The 22110-nt window shown below is 69.9% G+C and carries 24 protein-coding genes; 11 read left to right on the top strand and 13 right to left on the bottom strand.

The window, feature by feature from the left end; genetic code table 11:
* Positions 1–34 precede the first annotated feature (34 nt).
* A complete protein-coding gene (locus ACFSDF_RS08075) occupies positions 35–925 on the top strand; it encodes a hypothetical protein (protein ID WP_377157021.1) in 891 nt (296 codons plus the stop codon).
* A 6-nt stretch (positions 926–931) separates the two neighbouring features.
* On the opposite strand, the gene ACFSDF_RS08070 is transcribed toward ACFSDF_RS08075, so the two are convergent.
* Positions 932–1471, bottom strand: a complete 540-nt coding sequence (locus ACFSDF_RS08070) for a YbaK/EbsC family protein (RefSeq protein WP_377157019.1) — start codon at positions 1469–1471, stop codon at positions 932–934.
* A 30-nt stretch (positions 1472–1501) separates the two neighbouring features.
* Between ACFSDF_RS08070 and ACFSDF_RS08065 the strand changes: the two genes are divergently transcribed.
* From ACFSDF_RS08065 to ACFSDF_RS08055, 3 genes are read left to right on the top strand one after another with little or no spacing between them, the layout of a single operon-like run.
* Positions 1502–2362, top strand: a complete 861-nt coding sequence (locus ACFSDF_RS08065) for a bifunctional methylenetetrahydrofolate dehydrogenase/methenyltetrahydrofolate cyclohydrolase (protein WP_377157016.1) — start codon at positions 1502–1504, stop codon at positions 2360–2362.
* Between the two features lie 32 nt (positions 2363–2394).
* Complete coding sequence (locus ACFSDF_RS08060) at positions 2395–2643, top strand: DUF3017 domain-containing protein (protein WP_377157014.1); 249 nt, start codon at positions 2395–2397, stop codon at positions 2641–2643.
* Positions 2644–2671: 28 nt separating this feature from the next.
* Complete coding sequence (locus ACFSDF_RS08055; RefSeq protein ID WP_167005420.1) at positions 2672–3064, top strand: phage holin family protein; 393 nt, start codon at positions 2672–2674, stop codon at positions 3062–3064.
* Between the two features lie 93 nt (positions 3065–3157).
* On the opposite strand, the gene ACFSDF_RS08050 is transcribed toward ACFSDF_RS08055, so the two are convergent.
* Positions 3158–4147: a malate dehydrogenase gene (locus tag ACFSDF_RS08050; RefSeq protein ID WP_377157011.1), complete on the bottom strand. Its 990-nt coding sequence runs from the start codon at positions 4145–4147 to the stop codon at positions 3158–3160.
* A gap of 127 nt (positions 4148–4274) precedes the next feature.
* Entirely contained in the window at positions 4275–5027 is a 753-nt protein-coding gene (gene aqpZ, locus ACFSDF_RS08045) for an aquaporin Z (RefSeq protein WP_167005414.1), read from the bottom strand.
* Positions 5028–5195: 168 nt separating this feature from the next.
* Between aqpZ and ACFSDF_RS08040 the strand changes: the two genes are divergently transcribed.
* Positions 5196–6443, top strand: a complete 1248-nt coding sequence (locus tag ACFSDF_RS08040; protein WP_167005412.1) for an MFS transporter — start codon at positions 5196–5198, stop codon at positions 6441–6443.
* Positions 6444–6542: 99 nt separating this feature from the next.
* Here ACFSDF_RS08040 and ACFSDF_RS08035 read toward each other — a convergent pair whose 3' ends face one another.
* The 7 genes from ACFSDF_RS08035 to trxA all read right to left on the bottom strand — a co-directional run bounded on the left by ACFSDF_RS08035 (position 6543) and on the right by trxA (position 13220).
* Positions 6543–7517 carry a sulfate/molybdate ABC transporter ATP-binding protein gene (locus tag ACFSDF_RS08035; RefSeq protein WP_167251666.1) on the bottom strand — a complete coding sequence of 325 codons (975 nt, stop codon included), beginning with the start codon at positions 7515–7517 and terminating at the stop codon, positions 6543–6545.
* The gene (locus ACFSDF_RS08030) at positions 7514–8380 is read right to left on the bottom strand and encodes a sulfate ABC transporter permease (protein ID WP_167251667.1); all 867 of its coding nucleotides are present in this window, start codon (positions 8378–8380) and stop codon (positions 7514–7516) included. The genes ACFSDF_RS08035 and ACFSDF_RS08030 overlap by 4 nt, the downstream gene beginning before the upstream one ends.
* On the bottom strand, positions 8377–9222 hold the full coding sequence (gene cysT, locus ACFSDF_RS08025; RefSeq protein ID WP_167005403.1) for a sulfate ABC transporter permease subunit CysT: 846 nt from the start codon (positions 9220–9222) through the stop codon (positions 8377–8379). Before cysT ends, ACFSDF_RS08030 begins: the two co-directional genes overlap by 4 nt.
* Positions 9219–10244 (bottom strand): sulfate ABC transporter substrate-binding protein, encoded by a 1026-nt coding sequence (locus tag ACFSDF_RS08020; RefSeq protein ID WP_377157008.1) that lies wholly within the window; start codon positions 10242–10244, stop codon positions 9219–9221. The genes cysT and ACFSDF_RS08020 overlap by 4 nt, the downstream gene beginning before the upstream one ends.
* A 162-nt stretch (positions 10245–10406) precedes the next feature.
* Positions 10407–11267: a formyltetrahydrofolate deformylase gene (gene purU / locus ACFSDF_RS08015; RefSeq protein WP_167005398.1), complete on the bottom strand. Its 861-nt coding sequence runs from the start codon at positions 11265–11267 to the stop codon at positions 10407–10409.
* 5 nt (positions 11268–11272) lie between these two features.
* Entirely contained in the window at positions 11273–12754 is a 1482-nt protein-coding gene (locus ACFSDF_RS08010) for a DHA2 family efflux MFS transporter permease subunit (RefSeq protein WP_167251670.1), read from the bottom strand.
* A gap of 82 nt (positions 12755–12836) precedes the next feature.
* Positions 12837–13220: a thioredoxin gene (gene trxA, locus ACFSDF_RS08005; RefSeq protein ID WP_167005394.1), complete on the bottom strand. Its 384-nt coding sequence runs from the start codon at positions 13218–13220 to the stop codon at positions 12837–12839.
* Positions 13221–13488: 268 nt separating this feature from the next.
* Here trxA and ACFSDF_RS08000 point away from each other — a divergent pair, with 268 nt between their 5' ends.
* Positions 13489–14055: a hypothetical protein gene (locus tag ACFSDF_RS08000; protein ID WP_167005392.1), complete on the top strand. Its 567-nt coding sequence runs from the start codon at positions 13489–13491 to the stop codon at positions 14053–14055.
* Here the strand turns inward: ACFSDF_RS08000 and ACFSDF_RS07995 are convergent.
* Together ACFSDF_RS07995 and galK are read right to left on the bottom strand one after the other, a co-directional pair.
* Entirely contained in the window at positions 14009–14869 is an 861-nt protein-coding gene (locus tag ACFSDF_RS07995) for a prephenate dehydratase (RefSeq protein ID WP_243845150.1), read from the bottom strand. The genes ACFSDF_RS08000 and ACFSDF_RS07995 overlap by 47 nt on opposite strands.
* Before the next feature lie 58 nt (positions 14870–14927).
* Complete coding sequence (galK, locus tag ACFSDF_RS07990; protein WP_167251672.1) at positions 14928–16046, bottom strand: galactokinase; 1119 nt, start codon at positions 16044–16046, stop codon at positions 14928–14930.
* Between the two features lie 40 nt (positions 16047–16086).
* On the opposite strand from galK, the gene ACFSDF_RS07985 reads away from it, so the two are divergent.
* From ACFSDF_RS07985 to ACFSDF_RS07965, 5 genes are read left to right on the top strand one after another with little or no spacing between them, the layout of a single operon-like run.
* Positions 16087–17412, top strand: coding sequence for a hemolysin family protein (locus ACFSDF_RS07985; RefSeq protein ID WP_167251673.1), 1326 nt, complete (start codon positions 16087–16089; stop codon positions 17410–17412).
* Positions 17405–18421, top strand: coding sequence for a tryptophan--tRNA ligase (trpS, locus tag ACFSDF_RS07980; RefSeq protein ID WP_377157004.1), 1017 nt, complete (start codon positions 17405–17407; stop codon positions 18419–18421). The genes ACFSDF_RS07985 and trpS overlap by 8 nt, the downstream gene beginning before the upstream one ends.
* Before the next feature lie 41 nt (positions 18422–18462).
* On the top strand, positions 18463–18972 hold the full coding sequence (locus ACFSDF_RS07975) for a 2'-5' RNA ligase family protein (RefSeq protein WP_167005378.1): 510 nt from the start codon (positions 18463–18465) through the stop codon (positions 18970–18972).
* Positions 18973–19005: 33 nt separating this feature from the next.
* The gene (locus tag ACFSDF_RS07970) at positions 19006–20103 is read left to right on the top strand and encodes a YihY/virulence factor BrkB family protein (RefSeq protein WP_167005375.1); all 1098 of its coding nucleotides are present in this window, start codon (positions 19006–19008) and stop codon (positions 20101–20103) included.
* Positions 20100–21059: a serine/threonine dehydratase gene (locus ACFSDF_RS07965; RefSeq protein ID WP_243845151.1), complete on the top strand. Its 960-nt coding sequence runs from the start codon at positions 20100–20102 to the stop codon at positions 21057–21059. Before ACFSDF_RS07970 ends, ACFSDF_RS07965 begins: the two co-directional genes overlap by 4 nt.
* A gap of 70 nt (positions 21060–21129) precedes the next feature.
* On the opposite strand, the gene ACFSDF_RS07960 is transcribed toward ACFSDF_RS07965, so the two are convergent.
* Positions 21130–22053: a LysR family transcriptional regulator gene (locus ACFSDF_RS07960; RefSeq protein ID WP_377157001.1), complete on the bottom strand. Its 924-nt coding sequence runs from the start codon at positions 22051–22053 to the stop codon at positions 21130–21132.
* Positions 22054–22110: the final 57 nt, after the last annotated feature.

Here is a 22110-nt window from a genome sequence, read left to right as displayed (position 1 = left end):
CGGGCGGAGCCGAATCCGGGCCAGGATCGTGCGCATGTCGGACGAGCTCGAGACGCAGTGTGGCGTGCTGACCACCGCCCAGGCGCTGCAGCTCGTCGGTGAGAAGCGGCTCCGTGCCAAGGTACGGAACCGGCTGTGGCAGCAGCCTTATCGCGGAGTCGTCGTCACGCACAACGGGCCACTGACCCCCGAGCAGGCAACCTGGGCGCACCTGCTGGCCTGCCCGCCCGGCTCTGTGCTCGGCGGCCTCTCGGCCCTCGAGCAGGACGGCCTGACCGGATTCCCGCCGGACGCGACGTACGCCGTCATCCCGGACCACGCGCGCCGCCCCGAGCGAGACGGGCTGGTGGTGCACTCGAGCGTCTACCTCGACGAACGCGACGTGCATCCCCTCCGTACGCCGCCGCGGACGCGCACCCCACGCAGCATCGTCGACGCGGCGAGCTGGTCCGAGGCACCTCGCCGTGCGCGTGCGATCGTCCTCGCCAGCGCGCAGCAGGGGCTCGTCCGTACGCGCGAACTGCGTGATGCCCTCACGCGGCGGGGGACGTGCCGCCACCGCGCGCTGATCGTCGAGTCGTACCTCGATGCCGCGGGCGGGATCCAGTCGCTGCCCGAGCGCGACTTCGACGCGATCCGGGGGCGGCTGCGCCTTCCCGAGCCGACGCGGCAGCGGCGCGTGCGACGCAAGGACGGCAAGTACTACCTCGACGTGGCGTGGGACGAGTACGAGCTCGCGATCGAGATCCACGGCATCCCGCACATGCGCGTCCTCCAGTGGGACGCCGACCTGCTCCGCGCGAACGAGATCGTCATCGGCGGGCCGAAGCTGCTGATCTTCAGCTCGTACGCCGTACGCCACGAGTGCGAGGTCGTCGCGGACCAGCTCCGGAGGTTGTTCACGAATGCCGGCTGGCACGCGTGACGCACGTCAGAGCGCGTACGCGGCGACCTCGACGGAGGGGAGTGCGGCGAGGAGCGCGCCGGGGAGCACGAGCTTGGACCCGCGGATGCCCGACCCGATCAGCGCCCACTCGAATGCGGCCGCCCGTTCGTCGACGAGCACCGGCCAACCCTTCGGTGCCCCGACGGGCGTGATCCCGCCGTACTCCATGCCCGTCGTCTCCGTCGCCCACTCCGTCGGCGCGAAGGACAGCTTGCGTACGTCGAGCCGCCTGCGGATCGCGCCGTTGACGTCGGCACGCGTGTCGGCGCGGACCACGCACGCGGCCGCACGCTCCTCACCGGCGCGCCTGCCGAGGACGACGACGCAGTTCGCGGACGCCTCGAGCGGCACCTCGTACGCCTCGGCGAACGCTGCCGTGTCCGCGAGCGCGGGGTCGATCGCACAGACCCACGCCTCGTCGGCGGCCTGCCCGAGCGTGCCGAGAGCGGCCGCCACGGGATCGGCCAGCAGGTCCAGACGATCGAGCGCGGGGACGAGGTCGAGGGTTCCGAGGCGAGGGCTCACCCTCGAAGTCTGGCATGGGAGACTTCGAGGGTGAGCGCACAGATACTCGACGGCAAGGCCACTGCCGCCGCCATCAAAGCCGACCTCACCACGCGGGTCGCCGCCCTCGCCGAGCGCGGTGTCCGGCCAGGACTCGGCACGCTGCTCGTCGGCGACGACCCCGGCAGCCAGATCTACGTGGCCGGCAAGCACCGCGACTGCGCGCAGGTCGGCATCGAGTCGATCCGCGTCGACCTGCCAGCCAGCGCCACGCAGGACGAGATCCTCAAGGCGGTCGCCAGCCTCAACGCCGACCCCTCCTGCACCGGCTACATCGTGCAGCTCCCGCTCCCCAAGGGCATCGACGAGAACGCCGTCATCGGGGCGATCGATCCCGACAAGGATGCGGACGGCCTCCAGCCGACCAACCTCGGGTGGCTCGTCCTCAACGAGCCCGCGCCGCTCCCGTGCACGCCGCGCGGCATCGTCGAGCTGCTGCGCGCCGGTGGTGTGCCGATCGCGGGGCAGCACGTCGTGGTCGTCGGCCGCGGCGTGACGGTCGGGCGCCCGCTCGGGCTGCTCCTCACTCGCCGTACGGAGAACGCCACCGTCACGCTGTGCCACACCGGTACGCGCGACCTGGCGGCCGAGGTCGCTCGCGCCGACATTGTCGTCGCCGCAGCAGGCGTGCCGTCGATCATCACCGCGGACATGGTGAAGCCTGGTGTCGCCGTCCTCGACGTCGGCGTCAGCCGTGACGCCGACGGCAAGATCGCAGGCGACGTCGACGCCGGCGTCGCCGAGGTCGCCGGCTGGGTCTCGCCCAACCCGGGTGGGGTCGGGCCGATGACGCGGGCGATGCTCCTCCAGAACGTCGTGGAGGCCGCCGAGCGCGCCGCCGGCCTGGCATGACACGCGGGACGGGTGGGGTCGGAGGGACCCAGATGTTCGCCGCGCTGGTCGCCGCGCTCGCCGTCGGTCTCGGCCTGGTCGCGTTCGGTGCCTGGCGTCAAGGCATTGTGCTCCTCGGTGCCGCTCTCGTCCTCGGGTCTGCGGTGCGCGCGGTGCTCCCCGAGGCGCGCGCAGGACTTCTGCGCGTGCGAGGGAAGGCCTTCGACTGCGGATGGATGCTGGTCCTCGGGGCGGCGCTCGTGACGCTCGCGTTCGTCGTGCCGCGCGGATTCACCGGCTGACGGGCGTACGGAGCGCTACGCTGCGGGCATGATCCGCCTGCTGCTCAACGTCGCGATCGCGCTCGGATCGAGTGCCGTCGGCATTCTCGTTGCCACCTGGGTGCTCGACGACATGACGGTGGAGCCTAGTGGCTTCGTCGTCGCGGTGCTTGTCTTCACGCTCGCTCAGGCGATCCTGTCGCCGTTCATCACAAAGGTGGCTGCGCGCAACGCGCCGGTGTTCCTCGGCGGCATAGGGCTCGTCTCGACGCTCGTCGCGCTGATCATCGCGAACGTCTTCACCGACGGCCTCTCGATCTCAGGCGCCACGACGTGGGTGCTGGCCTCGCTCATCGTGTGGCTCGTGACGGCGGTGGCAGCGTTCTTCCTGCCGTTCGTCGTGCTGCGCAACCGGCGCCAGGACGACGCGCCGCGCCGCTGACGAATGACGTAGGACCCGACAGAAGGACCCGACGTTCCACCCCGGATCTGGGGTGAAACGTCGGGTCCTGATGTCGGGTCCTACGTCAGTGGCTCAGATCAGGCCGAGCTTGGTGACCGCGTCGCGCTCCTCGGCGAGCTCGGCGACCGAGGCGTCGATCTTCGCGCGCGAGAAGTCGTCGATCTCTAGGCCCTGGACGATCTCCCAGTCGCCGCCCTTGGTGATGACGGGGAACGACGAGATGAGGCCCTCGGGCACGCCGTACGAGCCGTCGGACGAGACCGCCATCGAGACCCAGTCGCCCTCGGCAGAGCCGAGAAGCCAGTCGCGGGCGGCGTCGATCGTGGCCGATGCGGCGGATGCGGCGGACGAAGCGCCGCGCGCCTCGATGATGGCGGCGCCGCGCTTGGCGACGGTGGGGATGAAGTCGTCGGCGATCCAGGCCTGGTCGTTCACGACCTCGGCGGCGTTACGGCCGGCGATCTCGGCGTGGAAGATGTCGGGGTACTGGGTGGCCGAGTGGTTGCCCCAGATCGTCATCTTGGTGATGTCGGTGACCTTCGCGCCGGTCTTGGCGGCCAGTTGCGAGATGGCGCGGTTGTGGTCGAGACGCGTGAGCGCGGAGAAGCGCTCGGCCGGGATATCGTGCGCGTTCGTCTTCGCGATGAGCGCGTTGGTGTTGGCCGGGTTGCCGGTCACGCCGATGCGGATGTCGTCGGCAGCGTGGTCGTTGAGCGCCTTGCCCTGAGCGGTGAAGATCGCGCCGTTGGCCTCGAGCAGGTCGCCGCGCTCCATGCCCTTCGTGCGGGGGCGGGCGCCGACGAGCAGCGCCAGGTTGGCGCCGTCGAAGATCGTGTTGGCGTCGTCGCCGATCTCGACCGAGTCGAGCAGCGGGAAGGCGCAGTCGTCGAGCTCCATCACGACGCCCTCGAGCGCCTTGAGCGCGGGCGTGATCTCGAGCAGACGCAGCTGGACCGGGGTGTCCGGGCCGAGCAGATCGCCGGCGGCGATCCGGAAGAGCAGGCTGTAGCCGATCTGACCGGCGGCGCCGGTGACGGCCACCTTCACGGGTGTTGCGCTCACGACATCTCCTTGGAGTACAGGGCGTACGACACGTACGTCCTCACGACGCTAGCAAGCCGGGTCCGTACGCCCTGTGACGGGGTACGGACCCGGCTCGCGCAGTGGAACGGCGTACCGGCCGTCGCGCTCAGCGGTCGCTGTCTCCCACGACGTCGATGTCGCTGCGATCGACCCCGGTGATGAAGACGAAGGTCGCCCCCGCGATGGCTGCGCCAATCAGCGGTGCCAGCAGGAACACCCACACCTGAGCGAGGGCGTCGACGCCGGCGAACCAGGCGACACCCAGCGACCTGGCGGGGTTCACCGACGTGTTGCTGACGGGGATCGAGATGAGGTGGATGAGGGTCAGCATGAGGCCGATCGCCAAGGGCGCGAAGCCGACGGGAGCACGCTTGGACGTCACGCCCAAGATCACGTACAGGAACATCGCGGTCATCACGACCTCGCACAGGAACACCGACCACAGGGCGTAGCCGCCGGGCGAGCGGTCGTCGTACCCGTTGGTGGCGAAGCCGCTGTCGACCGCGGAGAACCCGTCGACACCGTTGGCGATGGCGAGGAGGACAGCACCGGCGAGGGTCGCACCGATGATCTGGACGATCCAGTAGGGGAGGACGTCCTTCCACGGGAATCGCTTGGCGACCGCGAGCCCAAAGGTCACTGCGGGGTTGAAGTGAGCGCCGGAGATGTGGCCGACGGCGTACGCGCCGGTGAGGACGGTCAGGCCGAAGGCGAAGGCGACGCCGAGGTGTCCGACGCCGAGGTTGCCCGCGTCGGTGAGGAACACGGCAGCGAGCACCGCCGTGCCGCAGCCGCCGAGCACCAGCCAGAACGAGCCGAGCAGCTCGGCTCCGAGTCGTGAGCGAAGGTCGGGTGTCATCGGGTCCCCCTCGTACGAGGACGTCCCCCTGACGCCCCGTCCGTCTCGCATTGTGCTCGCCTTCAGCGCAGAGCGCGCGCGACACGCCCGATTTGTCCCGTATGGGGGTGAGCAAGTTCACGCCTGTCGGACGGGAATTGTTCTCTCCAGCAACTTATTGTGGAAGTGATGACCTCCACCACGACACCCCGCCGTACCCGCACGCCCCGAACCCTGCGTGAGCGCCGAGACGTGCGACCCCAGAACCTCGTGCTCGCCCTCCTCGCGCTGGCGCTGGGCGGTTTCGCGATCGGGACGACCGAGTACGTGACGATGGGGCTGCTCCCCGAGATCGCCGACGGGGTCGGTGTCTCGATCCCGAGCGCTGGCCACGTCATCTCGGCGTACGCGGTCGGCGTCGTCATCGGCGCTCCGGTCATCGTCTCGCTCACGGCGCGCCTGCCCAAGCACGCCCTCGCGATCGGACTTGTCGCCGCCGTCGCGCTCGGCAACCTCCTCACCGCCGTCGCGCCGACATACGAGACGCTCCTCGGCGCGCGGTTCATCGCAGGCGTGCCGCACGGTGCGTACTTCGGCGTCGCCTCGCTGGTCGCGGCCTCGTTGGTCTCGCCTCAGCGCCGCGGCCGCGCCGTCGCCTCGGTCATGCTGGGCCTCGCCGCCGCCAACCTCATCGGTGTCCCGGCGAGCACCTTCCTCGGGCAGCTGCTCGGATGGCGCGCGGCGTACTGGGTGGTCGTCGCGCTCGCCGTGGTCACGATGGGATTCATTGGCGCCTTCGTGCCGCAGCAGCAGCGTGACACCTCGGCGACCGTACGCCGCGAGCTGCGGGCTCTGCGGCAACCGCAAGTGCTTCTGACCGCCGGAGTCGGCGCGGTCGGCTTCGGCGGCCTCTTCGCCGTCTACAGCTACATCGCGCCGATCACCACCGACGTGACAATGCTGAGCGCGGGGTTCGTGCCGTGGGTGCTGCTCGTGTACGGCGTGGGCTCGATCGCCGGCACCGAGCTCGGGGGACGGCTCGCCGACCACGCGCTGTTCGCATGGCTGTGCGCGATGCTGATCGCGATGGCGCTGCTCCTGGCGCTGTTCGCCTACACCGCGCAGCACGGCCTGCTCCTGCTGCTCGGCGTCTTCCTGCTCTCGACCGCAGCGGCCGCGCTCGGAATGCTGCTCCAGATGCGCCTGATGGAGGTCTCCGGCAGCGCGAAGATGCTCGGTGCCGCCCTCAACCACTCGGCGCTCAACGCCGCGAACGCGCTGGGAGCCTGGCTCGGCGGCGCGACGATCGCTGCAGGGTTCGGCTACCTGGCGACCGCGTGGGTCGGCGTAGGCCTGTCGCTCGCCGGGCTGGCGATCCTCATCGTGTCTGCGTGGCTTTACCGCGGCGAGCGCCTCTCCCTCTCGCTGGCGCACTGACGCCGTCCCCGCTACTTCCGTTGGGCCCCACGGAGAGTCGTGGCCCCACCGCAAGGTTGCGGTGGGCGCGCCGCTCTGCGTGGGGCCCAACGGAAAGGGTCAGGCGGGTACGGGGGAGTGGGCGCCGTTGACCGCGGCGGTCTCGTGCAGCCACACCGACGCACCGTCGGCGAGGCCACGCTTGAGCGCCTCGGAGCGGGTGAGCTGCACGAGGATCGGATCGCCGCCCTCGGTTGGCGTCACCTCCAGGCGCACCTCGTAGCCGATGCGTGTCCACCGCGTGACCGTGCCCGGTACGGCGTCCGGGACGGGCGAGGTGGTGACCTCGATGTCGTGCGGGCGGACCAGACGGTCGCCGAGCGTGGTGACGGGGCCGAGGAATGACAGGACGAAGTCCGACGCCGGCTGGTCGTACAGCTCGTCCGGCGTGCCGATCTGCTCGATCTTGCCCTGGTTGATCACCACGATCTGGTCGGCGACCTCGAGGGCCTCCTCCTGGTCGTGGGTCACGAACACCGTCGTCACGTGCACGTCGTCGTGCAGACGGCGCAGCCAGTCACGCAGCTCCTTGCGGACCTTCGCGTCGAGCGCGCCGAACGGCTCGTCGAGCAGCAGCACGCTCGGCTCGATCGCGAGTGCGCGCGCGAGCGCCATGCGCTGACGCTGTCCGCCCGAGAGCTGGGAGGGATAGCGATCGGCGAACTGCTCCAGGTGCACCAGGCGCAGCATCTCCGCGACGCGCTCGGCGACCTGCTTCTTGGGCTGCTTGCGGATCTCCAGGCCGAACGCGACGTTGCGCGCCACGGTCATGTGCTTGAACGCCGCGTAGTGCTGGAACACGAAGCCGACGTTGCGCTTGCGTGCCGGGAGGCGGGTCGCGTCGGTGCCCTCGATCTCGACGGTGCCGGAGTCGGCGTTCTCGAGCCCGGCGATGATGCGCAGCAGGGTCGACTTGCCGCCGCCGCTAGGGCCGAGGAGTGCAGTGAGCTGGCCCGTCGGGACCGACAGATTGATGTCTTCGAGGGCCACGAAGTCGCCGAAGCGACGGCCGACCCCTGCGATCTCGATGCTCATGCTGGGTCCTTCTGAGTGGGGAGGGGAGTGGCGACGGTGGCGCCTGCGGTGCTGGCCGACTCGCTGTGGCCGGGCCGCAGCATCGTGACGACGATCAGCGCGAGGACGGCGGCCGCCGCGAGGACGAACGAGGACGCGTATGCGGCGGTCTGCTCGAAGTTCTGGTACTTCTCCTCGACGACGAGCGTGGCCGTCTGGGTCTGACCGACGACGTTGCCGGACACGATCTTGACCGCACCGAACTCGCCGAGGGAGCGGGCGAGGCTCAAGACGACGCCGTAGACCAGCGCCCAGCGGATCGCCGGGATCGTGATGCGGCGGAACGTCTGCCACGCGTTGGCGCCGAGGCTGCGCGCGGCCTGCTCCTGCTCCGTCCCGATCTCGGTGAGGACCGGCACGATCTCCCGGATCACCAGCGGCAGCGACACGAACGCCGTCGCCATGATGATGCCCGGTGTCGCATAGATGACCTGGAGCCCCGAGTCCTCGAGCGCAGGGCCGAACCAGCCGTTCGTGCCGCCGTACGCGAGCAGCAGCGCGAGGCCGACGACGACCGGCGAGACCGACAGCGGAAGGTCGATCAGCGCCGACAGCATCCGGCGTCCCGGGAACGTGTAGCGCACCAGGAGGATCGAGATCAGGATGCCGAAGACGGTGTTGATGACCACGGCCCACACGGCCACGATCAGCGTGAGCTGGAACGCGTACGCGGTGGTCTCCTCGGTGAGCGCGTCGACGAAGGTCCCGACGCCTTCGGCGAACGCATTCTTGGCGACCAGCGAGACCGGCCACACGATGAGGAGGCCGAGATAGACGAGCACGATCGTGCGCAGCGCATAGCGGATGAGGCCGTTGCCGGTCATCGTCGCGCCACCCGCCTCGCGATGACGTCGAGGGCGACGATCGCGAACAGGGCCACCAGGAGAAGCAGCGACGCGACGGAGGCGGCGGCCGCCATGTTGCCGTTCTCGATGTAGGTGAGGATCCGGACCGACGTGACCTCCGTACGCATCGGGAGGTTGCCCGACAAAAGCACCAGCGAGCCGTACTCGCTGATCGCGCGGGCGAACGACAGTGCGGCGCCGGCGGTGATAGCAGGCGCGAGCGCCGGGAGGAGGATGCGGCGGAACGTCGTGAACGTGCTCGCGCCCAGCGATGCGGCAGCCTGCTCGGTCTCGATGTCGAGCTCGAGCAGGACGGGCTGGACCGTGCGGACCACGAACGGCGTCGTCACGAACAGCAGTGCGAGGAAGACCGCGATCCGGGTGTTGGCGACGTCGACGCCGATCGGGCTGTTGGGACCGTAGAGGCTGAGCAGGACGAGGCCGGCGACGATCGTCGGCAGCGCGAACGGGATGTCGATGATGACTTCGAGGATGCGCTTGCCCCAGAAGCGGTCACGCACGAGCACCCACGCGATCAGCGTGCCGAAGACGACGTTGGTGAGGGTGACGACGAGCGCCTCGCCAACCGTGAGCGTGATCGCCGCCCACGTCTGGGGCTGCGAGATCGTGTCGACGAACGTCGCCCACCCGCCCTCAGCCGTCGTGAGGACGACCGCCGACAGCGGCAGCATCACGAGGATGCTGAACCAGATCAGCGCGATGCCCAACCCCACCCCGGCGGCGGGGGTGAGGGCGGTTGCCGCGCGGGCGCGGCGCCGGGGTCCCCGGCGCCGCACCTGCGTGAGTGACGGAGAAGTCACGACTTGCCCGTCTCCTGCTGGATCTTCGTGACGATGCCGGCGTTCTCGTCGAAGAACTTCTTGTTGATGGCCTCCCAGCCGCCGAGGTCACCGTCGATGGTGAAGAGCTTGGTCGGCGTCGGGAACGGGTTCTCCGGGTCGTTCGCGCCCTCGACCTTGCCGACCTCGACGCTATTGCTGATCGGGCGGAAGCCCTTGGACACGTACTGCTCCTGGCCCTCGTCGCTCAGGACGTACTCGAGGAACGCCTCGGCCTTGGCGTCGCCGTCCTCGAGCACCGCGCCCGGGTTCTCGATGAGGAGCGTCTCGTCCGGGACGACGTACTCGAACTTCTCGCCCTGCTGGCGGGCCAGGATCGCCTCGTTCTCGTACGAGATCAGGACGTCGCCGGTGCCGGCCTGGAAGGCCGCCGTGGCGTCACGGCCCGAGCCGGGAAGCGCGGCGACGTTCTTGAAGAACTTTGTCAGGTAGGCCGTACCCGCGGCGTCGCCGCCGTCGTCGGCGGCCTGCTGCCAGCCGGCGAGGATGTTCCAGCGCGCGGCGCCCGACGAGCCCGGGTTGGGGGTGACGATCGAGACGCCCGGCTTGACGAGGTCGTCCCAGCTCTGGATGTTCTTGGGGTTGCCCTCGCGGACGACCAGCACGACGACCGAGTCCGTGACGATGCCCTTGTGCTCGCCGTCGTCCCAGGTGTCGGCGACGAGGCCGGCCTCGACCAGGCGCGTCACGTCGGGTGAGAGGGAGAAGTGGACGTAGTCGGCCTTCAGGCCACCCGCGACCGCACGGCTCTGGTCGCCCGAGGCGCCGTACGACTCCTTCCAGACGACACCCTCGCCCGCATCGGTCTTGGCGAACTCCTTCTGGGCCGCATTGTTGCCGGCCTTGGGCACCGCGAACCCGACGAGCGACAGCGTCGTCTTGGAGCTGTCAGCGTCTGCACCGCCGCAGGCCGACAGCCCCAGCGCGGCGGCGAGCGCGGTGGTCGCGGCAATCAGGCGGGTCGACCGCTTGCGTGTGAACATGTCGTGCCTTTCGAGCGAGCGCGATGATGCGCTGTTGATAGTGACTTACTAATCCCGAGTAGATTACTGGACTATAGCGAGAGAAAAGCGCGCTGGCGAGGATTCTCACGATGTGGGCGAGGCGCTCAGGCGCGAGGCGTCAGGGGGAGAGTCGCTGGAGCGTCAGGAGAAGACGACGGTACGGGTGCCGTTGAGGAGCACCCGCTGCTCCGCGTGGAGGCCGACCGCGCGCGACAGCACGCGCGTCTCGACGTCGCGGCCCGCCTGGACCAGCGCGGAGGGGTCCTGCTGATGGCCGACGCGGGTCACGTCCTGCTCGATGATCGGCCCCTCGTCGAGGTCGGCCGTCACGTAGTGCGCGGTCGCGCCGATCAGCTTGACGCCGCGCGTGTGGGCCTGGTGGTACGGCTTGGCGCCCTTGAAGCTCGGCAAGAAGCTGTGGTGGATGTTGATCGCGCGCCCCTGGAGCCGGCGGCAGGCGTCGTCGGACAAGATCTGCATGTAGCGCGCGAGGACGACCAGGTCGATGTCGAGCTCGTCGACGAGCGCGAACATCTGCGCCTCCGCCTCCTCCTTGGCGCCCGCGACGACGCGAACGTGGTGGAACGGGACGTCGTACGAGCGCGCGAGCCGCTCCAGCGTGGTGTGGTTGGAGACGACCGCGCCGATCTCGATGTTGAGCGCGCCGATGCTCTGCCGGAACAGCAGGTCGTTGAGGCAGTGCCCTTCCTTGGACACCATCACCAGGGCGCGGCACGGCGCCTCCGCGACCCCGAGGTCCCACGCCATCGCGTGCTGCTCGGCGACCGGGACGAATGCGTCCCGCAGGGCCTCGAGGTCGTACGGGTCGACGACGCTCTCGAAGTGCACCCGCACGAAGAAGCGCGCGGCACCCGCGTCGGTGAACTGCTGCGCGTCGAGGATGTTGCCGCCACGGTCCACGATCCAGGAGGAGATCGCGTGCACCAAGCCCGGTCGATCGGGGCAGGTGAGGGTCAGGACGTACGTGGCGGCGGTGGACATGAGCGCTAGCGTACGGAACGAACCGTACGCAGATGACGCGGGCGTTCGTACAGCAGCACGGCGACCAGCCCGAGCACCAGCACCGCGGCGGGGAGCAGGAGCGACTGCGACATGGCCGCGCTGAAGCCTTCGCGGGCGGCGTCGGGAAGCGATGCGGCGTCAGGCGCAGCGCCCGCGCCACCGACGGGGAGCTCGGCGGTGAGGCGCGCCTGCATCAGTGCCGCGATCGCCGCGCTGCCGAGGACGCCGCCCACCTGGCGCATCGTGTTGTAGACCCCTGCTCCGGCTCCGGCGCTGCTCATCGGGAGGTTGCGGGTCGCTGTGGAGGCGATCGGTGCCCACATGAAGCCGTTGGCGACGCCGAGCAGGCCGACGGGCAGCAGGATCTGCCAGACCGGGGCGGTGGGCGACAGCACCAGAGCCAGCCACGTGAGCGCCACGATGAAGGAGAGCAGACCGGTCGCGGCGAGGAGGCGCGGATGCACCCTGTCGGCCATCGTGCCCACCCACGGGGCGAGGGTGGCGGCGATCACCGCCATCGGGACGAACAGCAGGCCCGCCTGCGTCGGCGACCACTCTCGGACGGACTGGGCCCAGAGCATCAGCGGAAACGCCATCGCGGTGATACCGAAGCCGACGGTCGTGATCGCGGCGTTGGACAGCGAGAAGTTGCGGTCCTTGAACAACCCGAGCGGCACGAGCGGCTCCGCGCGGTTGACGGCCTGCCAGACCACGAACAGGGCCAGCACCACGAGGCCGAGACCGATCAGCCGCCAGACGGTGACGACGCCCGTGATCGTGCCCCAGTCGTACGTCTCGCCCTCCTGGAGGCCGAAGACGAGGAGGAACATGCCGACCGCGCTCAGCGCGACGCCGACGAGGTCGAAGCGATGGGAGAGCGTCGGGAGGTCGGGGACCAGGCGCACCGCGAGGACGAGGGCGACCACGCCGACCGGCACGTTGACGAAGAAGATCCACTCCCACCCGAGGGAGTCGACGAGCACGCCGCCGAGGAGCGGGCCGACGAGCATCGCGACGCCGGCTACGGCGCCCCACAGGCTCATCGCGCGGCCGCGCTTGTCGGCCGGGAAGGTGCGCGTGATGACGGCCATCGTCTGCGGCGTCATCATCGACGCGCCGAGGCCCTGGAGCACACGGGCCCAGATCAGCTGCTCGATCGTGCCGGTCAGACCGCACCACAGCGACGCCGTGGTGAAGACGACCAGGCCCGTCAGATAGACGCGCTTGGGACCGAACCGGTCGCCGAGCCGGCCGGTGACCAGCAGGGGGGCCGCGTACGCCAGCAGGTAGGCCGAGGTGACCCAGACGACGGACGCGACCTCGGCATCGAAGGCAGCCATGATCGTCGGCGTCGCGACCGACACGATCGTGGAGTCGACGAGGATCATGAAGAACCCGATCACCAGCGCCCAGAGCGCGGGCCACGGGCTACGGGTCTCGGTCTGGGCCGTTCCGGGTGCGGTCACGGCAGATCACCGTACTCCCGGACGACGACAGCCCCCCGGCCGGTGCGGCCGCGGGGCTGTCGAGAACGGATGGGATCAGGGCTCAGGCCTGGGCGGACCCCTGGTCGGCCTGCTGCTTGGCGACCTCGGCACGGACCTCGTCCATGTCGACCTCGCGCACGGCGTCGATGACCTGCTCGAGCGCCTGGGCGGGCAAGGCACCGGGCTGGTTGAACAGCAAGATGCCGTCGCGGAAGGCCATCAGCGTCGGGATCGAGGTGATCTGCAGCGCACCAGCGAGCTCCTGCTCGGCCTCGGTGTCCACCTTGGTGAAGGCGATGTCGTCGTTCTTCTCGGACGCCGCCTCGAAGACGGGGGCGAACTGGCGGCACGGGCCGCACCAGGAGGCCCAGAAGTCCACCAGGACGATGCCGTCGCCGGAGATGGTGTCCATGAAGCTGTCGGCGGTCAGGGCAGTGGTTGCCATGTCACGTCCATTTCGATCGGGTACGTCTGTGCGTCTGTGGGGTTCAACAGCGGACGGGCCCGCAGGATTCCCCGCCGGTACGTCCACCGTACGGGCCACCGGGTTCGGACGACGCGGAGTCGGCAGTGCCGAGGCCAAGGAGTGGGCATTTCACGGAATGGTGTTCCATTCGGGCCTTCAGCGGCGATAGTGTCCGGCCATATCTCGTCGAGGCGAGCGACGACTCCCGCGCGTGCTGCGAAGGAAGCGCTCCCCGGGCGAGGTGGTGATGCTCGCCCTCCTGACGTCGGGCGTGGGGCTGATCATCGTGGTGATGCTGCCGATCGGTTGGCCGCGAGCGTTTGACGGTGCCGTCTTGCTCGCCGGACTGGCGCTGCTCGTCGCGTGGGCGATCGTCGACTTCGTGTCGGCCGCCCGCCGCCCGGAGGAACCGCGCTGGTCGTTCGCGGTGCGGCGAATCGGGCTTGCGCTGAGCCACGTCGGCTTGATCGTCATCCTCGCTACCACGGGGGTGCTGTTCGTCTTGCCTGAGCCGCCGTTCTGGCTGTGGGCGGTCCGCCTCGTCGGCGTCATCGTGTACGGCATCGGCGAGCTCATCGAGCTCGCCGAGACACGGGAGGAACGCGCGCATCAGCGTCAGCGTGACCGCGAGCATCGGGCCTACGAGTATCGGCGCCGGGAGGCGGAACGCTCCGCCGCGGCCGCGGCCGCGGCAGAAGCTACGGCCGAGATTGCCCGTACCCAGGCCGCCACGATCGCCCTGGACCGCCTCCGGCGCCGAGAAGAAGCTACGCGTCGGCGAACCGGTGAGGGTGGGCCGGATAGACGCCCATGACCTGCACCTCGGTGGAGAAGAACGCCAGCTCCTCCAGCGCCCGCGCCAGCGGCGGGTCCTTAGGATGGCCGTCGACCTCGGCGAGGAACATCGTCGCCGTGAACGTGCCGCCCACCATGTAGCTCTCGAGCTTGGTCATGTTGATCCCGTTGGTCGCGAAGCCGCCGAGCGCCTTGTAGAGCGCGGCGGGGATGTTGCGGACGTTGAACACGAAGGTCGTCACCGTCGGCCACTCGCCCTGCGGGGGGATCTCGGGGTGCCGTGAGAGCACGACGAAGCGCGTCGTGTTGTGCTCCTCGTCCTCGACGGTGGTCGCGAGCGTCTCGAGCCCGTACGTCCGCGCGGCCAGCGGCGTCGCCAGCGCGGCCTTGGTGGGGTCGCCCCACTCAGCGACCTCGCGTGCCGCGCCTGCGGTGTCGCCGGCGATGACGGGGGTGAGCCCGAGCTCGCGGATGATGCGCCGGCACTGCCCGAGCGCGTGGACGTGGCTGTGGACCTCGGTGATCGACTCCAGCGTCGCGCCGGGGACGGCGAGCAGGTCGAAGTGGATCGGGAGGAAGTACTCGCCGACGATGTGCAGCCCCGACGTCGGAAGGAAGTGGTGGATGTCGGCGACGCGGCCGGCGAGCGTGTTGTCGATCGGGATCATCGCGAGCCCGGCCCGGCCGTCGGTGACCGCCGCGAACGCGTCCTCGAACGACGCACAGGCCAGCGGCTCCCAGTCGGGGTAGGCGTCGGCGCACGCGATGTGCGAGTTGGCGCCGGGCTCGCCTTGATAGGCGATGCGGCGGGGGAGATCGAGGTCGAGGCTCACGGCGCCCATCATCGCACCGGGCTCCGTACGTCGACGGTCGGCGTGGAGCGACTCGCGGTCACGTGAGGCGGGTGGCGCCGTCGGCGGGGGAGACGACGAACGTGCGAGGCTCCGGGAAGTCGACGCGGGCGAACGCAGCCGCCACGGCCTCGGTGAGCGACCCCACCCGGTCGGCCTCGATCAGCGCGATCGCGCTCCCGCCGAACCCGCCTCCGGTCATCCGCGCCCCGAGCGCACCGTGCTCCATCGCCGCCTCGACGGTCAGGTCGAGCTCCGGGGCGCTCACGTCGTAGTCGTCACGCAGTGAGGCGTGCGACGCCGTCATGAGCTGGCCGAGCTGTGCCCAGTCGCGGGACGACAGCGCCCGCACGGCAGACCGTACGCGCTGGGTCTCGGTGATCACGTGGCGCAGCCGCGCCTTGAGGACGGGGTCCTCAACCTTCAGGACCGCGTCCGGCGGCGCGGCGGCGAGCCGCTCGACACCGAGGAGCGCGCTCAGCTCTTCGGTCTGCGTCCGCCGGACGCCGTACTCGCCGGTGGCCAGACTGTGCTTGGCCCGGGTGTCGACGACGACGAGGGCGTAGCCGTCCTCGACCCAGTACGCCGGAACCGCTCGTACGGTGGGTGGTGTCGGCGCCGTCTCGATGAGAAGGGCGTGGCCGCGCTCTCCGCACATCGACGCGAGCTGGTCCATCGAGCCCGTCGGCGCTCCGACGTAGTCGTTCTCGGCGCGCTGGCACGTCAGCGCCAGCGTGATCGGGTCGATCTCCCAGCCCTCGGCGCCGGCCAGTGCGACGGCGACGCCACACTCGAGCGCCGCCGAGCTCGACAACCCCGCACCGAGCGGGACATCGGAGGAGATCACGAGGTCCGCACCCCCTGTCGTCAGGCCCGACTGCGCCAGCGCCCAGACCGTCCCCGCGACGTAGCGAGCCCACCCCTCCACGTCGCCCGGCCTCGTCGTGACGTCGAACTCTGTCGACCCCTCGGAGACCGACGACCACACCCGCACCTTGCCGTCGTCGCGTCGCCGGACCTTCACCGTGGTGCGCAGATCGATCGCGATCGGCATCACCGGACCGCCGACGTAGTCGAGGTGCTCTCCGATGAGGTTGACGCGACCGGGGGCGGCCCACGTACCGATCTCGCCGGGGGCCAGGGGGAGGGGTGACGTCATGCCGCCATTTTTACCTATGCCCCATGGCTACGCTGGCAGGGTGGACGAGACCCTGTGGAACATCGCCCTCGTGCTCGTGTTCATCGCGTTCGGCGGGGTGTTCGCGGCGGCGGAGATGGCGCTGGTGTCGCTGCGTGACTCCCAGCTCCCCGAGATCGCGACCCGCGGCAAGCGTGGAGCGACGGTCGCCCGCCTGGCCTCCGATCCCAACCGCTTTTTGTCCGCGGTCCAGATCGGGGTCACGCTGTCCGGCTTCCTCTCGGCGGCCTTCGGCGGTGCGACCCTCGCCGGCGACCTGAGTCCTCTCCTCGTCGACGCCGGCCTGTCCAGCGGAGTCGCCTCGGCTCTCGCGCTGATCCTCGTCACGGTCTTCATCTCGTACCTCTCGATCGTGTTCTCCGAGCTCACCGCCAAGCGACTCGCGATGCAGCACGCGGTGTCGTTCTCGCTCGCGCTGGCGCCCGGCGTCGACGCGATCGCGAAGGTCGCCACGCCGGTGATCTTGCTGCTGTCGGTCTCGACGAACTTCGTCGTCCGGATGCTCGGCGGCGACCCGTCCGCGGCACGCGAGGAGATCACCGACGTCGAGCTGCGGGGGCTCGTCCAGACGACGCATGGCCTGTCCGACGAGGAGCGGCGCATCGTCGAGGACGTCTTCGCCGCCGGTGACCTCCAGGTGCGCGAGGTGATGCTGCCGCGGACCGAAGTGGACTTCATGGACGTCGCGACCCCGGTCTACAAGGCGGTGCAGATGGCGCGGGAGAAGCCGCACTCCCGCTATCCCGTGGTCCGGGGGAGCGCCGACGAGGTCGAGGGTTTCGTCCACGTGCGCGACCTGTTCGACCCGGGCATGCACGACCGGTCCGTACGGGTGGGTGACCTGGTGCGTGACGTCGTGATGATCCCCGGCACTCGCAACGTGCTCGCCGCCATCACCGACATGCGTCGCGCCGAGATTCACCTGGCGATCGTGCTCGACGAGTACGGAGGCACGGACGGCATCGTCACCCTCGAGGATCTCGTCGAGGAGCTCGTCGGCGACATCCGCGACGAGTACGACACCGTCGACGCGCAGACCACGCGCTTCACCGGTGGTGCAGTCGAGGTCGACGGCCTGCTCAACCGCGACGCGTTCGCCGAGGAGACGGGCATCGAGCTGCCTGAGGGGCCGTTCGAGACGGTCGCCGGGTTCGTCGTGGCCGGGCTCGGGCGCATCCCCGCCGTTGGGGACTCCATCCTCGTCGACGGGCACCGTCTCACCGTCTCGGCGATGGACGGACGACGTGCCTCGCGCCTGCGGGTCGACGCCGAGCCGAATCCGGAGGCGTCGCCCGAGACCGGGCTGGCAGAATCGGATCATGCCTGATTCGACCACCCGCCCCCGTGTGCTCTCCGGTATCCAGCCGACCGCGGACGCGTTCCACATCGGCAACTACCTCGGAGCGGTGCGGCACTGGGTGGCGCTGCAGGAGGACCACGACGCGTTCTACTTCATCCCGGACATGCACGCGATCACCGTCGCGTTCGACCCTACCGTCGTGCGCGACCGGACGTACCGTGCCGCCGCGCAGCTGATCGCGCTCGGTCTCGACCCGAAGCGGGCGACGCTCTTCGTCCAGAGCCAGGTCCCCGAGCACGCCGAGCTCGCGTGGGTCCTCAACTGCATCACGGGCTTCGGCGAGGCCCGTCGGATGACTCAGTTCAAGGACAAGTCGGCCAAGGGCGGTGTCGAGCAGGCGTCCGTCGGCCTCTTCACCTACCCGATCCTCATGGCGGCCGACGTGCTGCTCTACCAGGCCGACGGCGTCCCGGTCGGCGAAGACCAGCGCCAGCACCTCGAGCTCACCCGTGACCTCGCGCAACGCTTCAACAGCCGGTACGGCGACACGTTCACCGTCCCGGAGCCGTTCATCGTCGCCGGCACCGCGAAGATCCTCGACCTGCAGGACCCGACGATCAAGATGAGCAAGTCGGCGTCGTCGCCCAAGGGGATCCTCGAGATCCTCGAGGAGCCGAAGTCGGCGGCCAAGAAGATCCGGTCCGCGGTGACCGACTCCGACGGCGAGGTCCGCTTCGACGCCGAGGAGAAGCCGGGCGTCTCCAACCTGCTGTCGATCTACGCCGCCCTGACGGGCCGGGCCGTCGACGATATCGCCGCGCAGTACGCGGGGCGGGGCTACGGCGCGTTCAAGGTCGACCTGAGCGAGATCGTGTCCGACTTCGTCACGCCGCTGCGCGAGCGCACCAACGCGCTCCTCGAGGACAAGGGCGAGCTCGACGCGATCTTGCGCGACGGGGCGCAGCGGGCCCGGGAAGTGGCGTCCAAGACGCTCGGCGACGTGTACGACCGGGTCGGGTTCGTTCGCGCCGTGTAGGCCCTCACTGTCGACGGTGCCTGGACGCTAGGGTGGTCGCCATGCCCACGATCGGCGTCGCCATTCCCGTCCCGGATCCCTGGGGCAGTGAGCTGCGTCAGCGCCGAGCCGACTTTGGCGACCCGCAGGCGGTGCTCGTCCCGTCCCACGTGACGCTGCTGCCGCCGACCGAGGTCGCCGACCACGCCCTGGAGCAGATCTACGACAAGCTCACCGTGGACGCGACCAACGTCGAGCCGTTCACGATGCGCCTACGCGGGACCGGCACGTTTCGACCGGTCTCACCGGTCGTCTTCGTCACGGTGAGCGAAGGCATCTCCAGCGCCGAGCAGCTCGCCAAGCACGTGCGCGACGGGCTCCTCGAAGGCGACCTCGAGTTCCCCTACCACCCCCACGTCACCGTCGCTCACCACCTCAGCGACGAGGCGCTCGACCGTGCGTACGAGGCCCTCTCGGGCTTCGAGTGCGAGTTCGAGGTGCGCGCCTTCGCCGTATACCTGCACGATGACGTGGCGGGCTGGGTTCCGTTCCGGGAGTTCGAGCTCGGCTGACGGTCCCCTCAGGGCCGGGACGGGGAGCGGCTGGTGGGCAGGCTGATCGCACGGCTCAAGGCGTGGTTCGCGAGAGTTCGCCGCCGGTGGCCGTTCGTCGACCACGTCGTGCGCACGATCCAGCACTTCGGCCAGGTCCGCGGCAGCATCCTGTCCGGTGGCATCACCTACTTCGGCTTTTTGTCGGTCTTCCCGATCCTCGCGCTGGCGTTCTTCGTGGTCGGCTACATCTCGGAGTACTTCCCCGGCGCGCAGGACGCGCTCGAGACGGCGATCGACCAGATCCTTCCCGGCATCGTGACGGCCGAGGACCCGCCGCCGGCCGGGCAGATCTCGTTCGACCAGATCGCGGCCACCCGCAACGTCGCCGGTGTCATCGGCGCCCTCGGTGTGCTCTACACGGGCCTCGGATTCGTCTCCAACCTGCGGACGTCCCTCGAGGCCGCGTTCGGCGTCCCGACGCAGAAGTCGTACGGATTCCTGCCGGGCAAGCTGCGTGATCTCGCGACGCTCGTGCTGGTCGGGCTGATCCTCATGGTCTCCGTCGGACTCTCCGGTGCGGTCACCCAGTACACCGGCGACCTCCTGCATCAGATCGGGGTGGAGAGCACCCCGGTCGACATCACGGTGAAGGTGCTGAGTGTGCTGCTCGGCATCGCCTCGAGCGCGCTCCTGTTCTTCGCGCTCTACCGGCTCCTCCCGCACACCGACGTCCCCGATCATGCGCTGTGGCGCGGTGCGTTCCTGGCGGCGGTCGGGTTCGAGGCGATCAAGCAGCTTGCGTCGTTCATCCTCGGCGCCGCTGCCGGTGGTGCGCTGGCGTCGCTGGCGCTGTCGGTCACGCTGCTGGTCTGGATCTACTACTTCGCCCAGCTGACGATCTACGGCGCGTCGTGGGCGATGACCTCACCCGAGGCCCGTACGCGCGGCGTCGAGGTCGTCCCGCACGTGGTCCCCGCGTTCGGCGCGGTCGCGGCAGGACCGCTCGGTGCGGCACCCGCACGGTCTGCCGAGGCGGAGGAGGAGCGCTCCGAGGCGATCGCGGCGTCCCGTACGTTGCTGGTGGCGGGTGCCCTTGCCGCGGCGGCGTGGGCGTGGATCCGCCACGACAAGGCGAGGAGCAAGGCGTGACCGTACGACTGCCCGGACGTGAGCAGATCGAGGAGACGTACGCGCGGCTGCGGCCGATGGTGCGCCGGACCCCGGTCGTCGAGATCGCGGGCGGTGACCTCGGGGTGGCGGGGCGGGTGCTCCTCAAGCTCGAGCTGCTGCAGCACACCGGCTCGTTCAAGGCGCGTGGTGCGCTCAACGCCGTCCTCGCGATGCCCGACGGCACCGCCGGCGCGGTCGCGGCGTCGGGTGGCAACCATGGCGCGGCGGTCGCGTGGGCGTGCGGCATCGCCGGGATCGAGGCCGACGTCTTCGTCCCCTCGACCTCGCCGATGGAGAAGGTGCGGCGGATCGAGGAGTACGGCGCAACGGCGCACATCGTCGACGGCTACTACGCGGCCGCGTACGAGGCCTCGCGGGCGTGGGCCGAGGGACGCCCGGTGCTGCCCGTTCATGCCTACGACGCGGACGCGATCATCGCGGGCGCCGCCGGTGTCGGGATCGAGATCGGCGACCAGGCCCCGTACGCCCGTCGCGTGCTGGTGCCGTGCGGTGGCGGGGGGCTCTACAGCGGCACCGCGCTCGCGTTGCGCGACGTGATGCCCGTCGTCCCGGTCGAGCCGGAGCGGTGCCCCTCGCTGGTGAGCGCGCTCGCGGCAGGGGAGCGCGTCGACGTCGACGTTTCCGGGGTCGCCGCGGACTCGCTCGGCGCTGCGCGGATCGGTGAGCGCGCCTTCGCCGTGGTCCGCGAGCTCGCCGCCGAGCCGCTGCTCGTGAGCGACGACCAGATCCTTGCCGCGCGACGCCTGCTGTGGGACGAGTGCCGGGTGCTCGCGGAGCCGGGTGGCGTGACCGCGCTGGCGGCGTTGGTTGCGGGCAAGGTCGACGTCCGCGACGGCGAGACGGTGGTCGTCGTCATCTCTGGCGCGAACCACCCCACGATCCCCGCGGACGTTGTCGCGCCGGTCTCGGGCTGAGGCGGTCCGGTGGTTGAGCCCCGGGTTGGTCCGGTGGGTGGTTTCGACAGGCTCAACCACCCAGGTCGGCTCAGTCGATGAGGTCCATGTCGCCGAGCTGGTCGGCCGCCAGGCCGCGCAGGTAGGCCACGAGCAGGTCGCGGAACGCCTGAGAGGCCAGCGGCATTGCGAGCGTCCGACGGTGGGCGAGCGCGATCGTCCGGGTCAGCTCGGGCTCGTCGATCGGTGTCCCCCGCAGCCCCGGTCGAGACGCGAGCACCATGCTCGGCACCACGGCGTAGCCCAGCCCGGCCTCGACGAAGCGCAGCACCGCGTTCATCTCGCCGCCCTCGATCGCCATCGTCGGCTCGAAACCGGCGTCGAGGCACGCGTTGGTCGTCGTGTCGCGCAGGTCGTACCCCTCCCGGAACATCACCAGCGGCACCCCCTCGAGATCGCGCACCGCGACCGGGCCCGGCCCGAGCCCAGAGGCGTCGGCCGGACCCGCGACCACTAGCCGCTCGCGCAGCAGCGGCGTCGCGACGAGGTCCGGGTCGTCACCTCGCAGCGGCACGATGACGAGCGCGAGGTCGAGGGCACCTCGGCCGAGGTCGCGGGTGAGCAGCCGTGAGCCACCTTCGGTGACCTCGAGCTCGATGCCCGGATACGCCGACCGGAACGCGACCATGGCGTCGGCCATCAGCCCGTCCCACATCGAGGGCGTCGCGCCGACGCGTACACGACCGCGCTGGAGCCCGCTGACCTCGCGGACCGCGCGCAGACCCTCGTCGACCTCGATGAGGATCTCCTGCGCGTGGGGGAGGAGCGCCTCGCCGGCGGGAGTGAGACGGACGGCGCCGCGCTCACGTTCGAACAGCGCCGTGCCGAGGGAGTTCTCGAGGACGCGGATCTGCTTGGACAGGCTCGGCTGCGAGACGCCGGACTCCTCGGCAGCCTGGGTGAAATGTCGCGTACGGGCGACCGCGACGAAGTACGCGAGCTGATGGATCTGCACCCACCCAGTGTTTCATAGCCAACGGCTATGAAAGTAAGCCTCACTATGACTTAGCGC

The sequence above is a fragment of the Mumia zhuanghuii genome (assembly GCF_042681565.1).
In the GTDB taxonomy this organism is placed as follows: domain Bacteria; phylum Actinomycetota; class Actinomycetes; order Propionibacteriales; family Nocardioidaceae; genus Mumia.
Note: the sequence above shows the minus strand (reverse complement) of the source record. Positions and strands in the feature narration are given on the sequence as shown.

Bases quoted from the DNA above. Each gene is read 5' to 3' on its own strand.
- ACFSDF_RS08020 (WP_377157008.1), bottom strand. From the start codon at position 10,244: ATGTTCACACGCAAGCGGTCGACCCGCCTGATTGCCGCGACCACCGCG.
- purU (WP_167005398.1), bottom strand. From the start codon at position 11,267: ATGTCCACCGCCGCCACGTACGTCCTGACCCTCACCTGCCCCGATCGA.
- trxA (WP_167005394.1), bottom strand. From the start codon at position 13,220: ATGGCAACCACTGCCCTGACCGCCGACAGCTTCATGGACACCATCTCC.
- ACFSDF_RS08055 (WP_167005420.1), top strand. From the start codon at position 2,672: ATGATCCGCCTGCTGCTCAACGTCGCGATCGCGCTCGGATCGAGTGCC.
- ACFSDF_RS08000 (WP_167005392.1), top strand. From the start codon at position 13,489: ATGCTCGCCCTCCTGACGTCGGGCGTGGGGCTGATCATCGTGGTGATG.
- ACFSDF_RS08075 (WP_377157021.1), top strand. From the start codon at position 35: ATGTCGGACGAGCTCGAGACGCAGTGTGGCGTGCTGACCACCGCCCAG.
- ACFSDF_RS08030 (WP_167251667.1), bottom strand. From the start codon at position 8,380: ATGACCGGCAACGGCCTCATCCGCTATGCGCTGCGCACGATCGTGCTC.
- galK (WP_167251672.1), bottom strand. From the start codon at position 16,046: ATGACGTCACCCCTCCCCCTGGCCCCCGGCGAGATCGGTACGTGGGCC.
- ACFSDF_RS08040 (WP_167005412.1), top strand. From the start codon at position 5,196: ATGACCTCCACCACGACACCCCGCCGTACCCGCACGCCCCGAACCCTG.
- aqpZ (WP_167005414.1), bottom strand. From the start codon at position 5,027: ATGACACCCGACCTTCGCTCACGACTCGGAGCCGAGCTGCTCGGCTCG.
- ACFSDF_RS08060 (WP_377157014.1), top strand. From the start codon at position 2,395: ATGTTCGCCGCGCTGGTCGCCGCGCTCGCCGTCGGTCTCGGCCTGGTC.
- ACFSDF_RS08035 (WP_167251666.1), bottom strand. From the start codon at position 7,517: ATGAGCATCGAGATCGCAGGGGTCGGCCGTCGCTTCGGCGACTTCGTG.
- trpS (WP_377157004.1), top strand. From the start codon at position 17,405: ATGCCTGATTCGACCACCCGCCCCCGTGTGCTCTCCGGTATCCAGCCG.
- ACFSDF_RS07975 (WP_167005378.1), top strand. From the start codon at position 18,463: ATGCCCACGATCGGCGTCGCCATTCCCGTCCCGGATCCCTGGGGCAGT.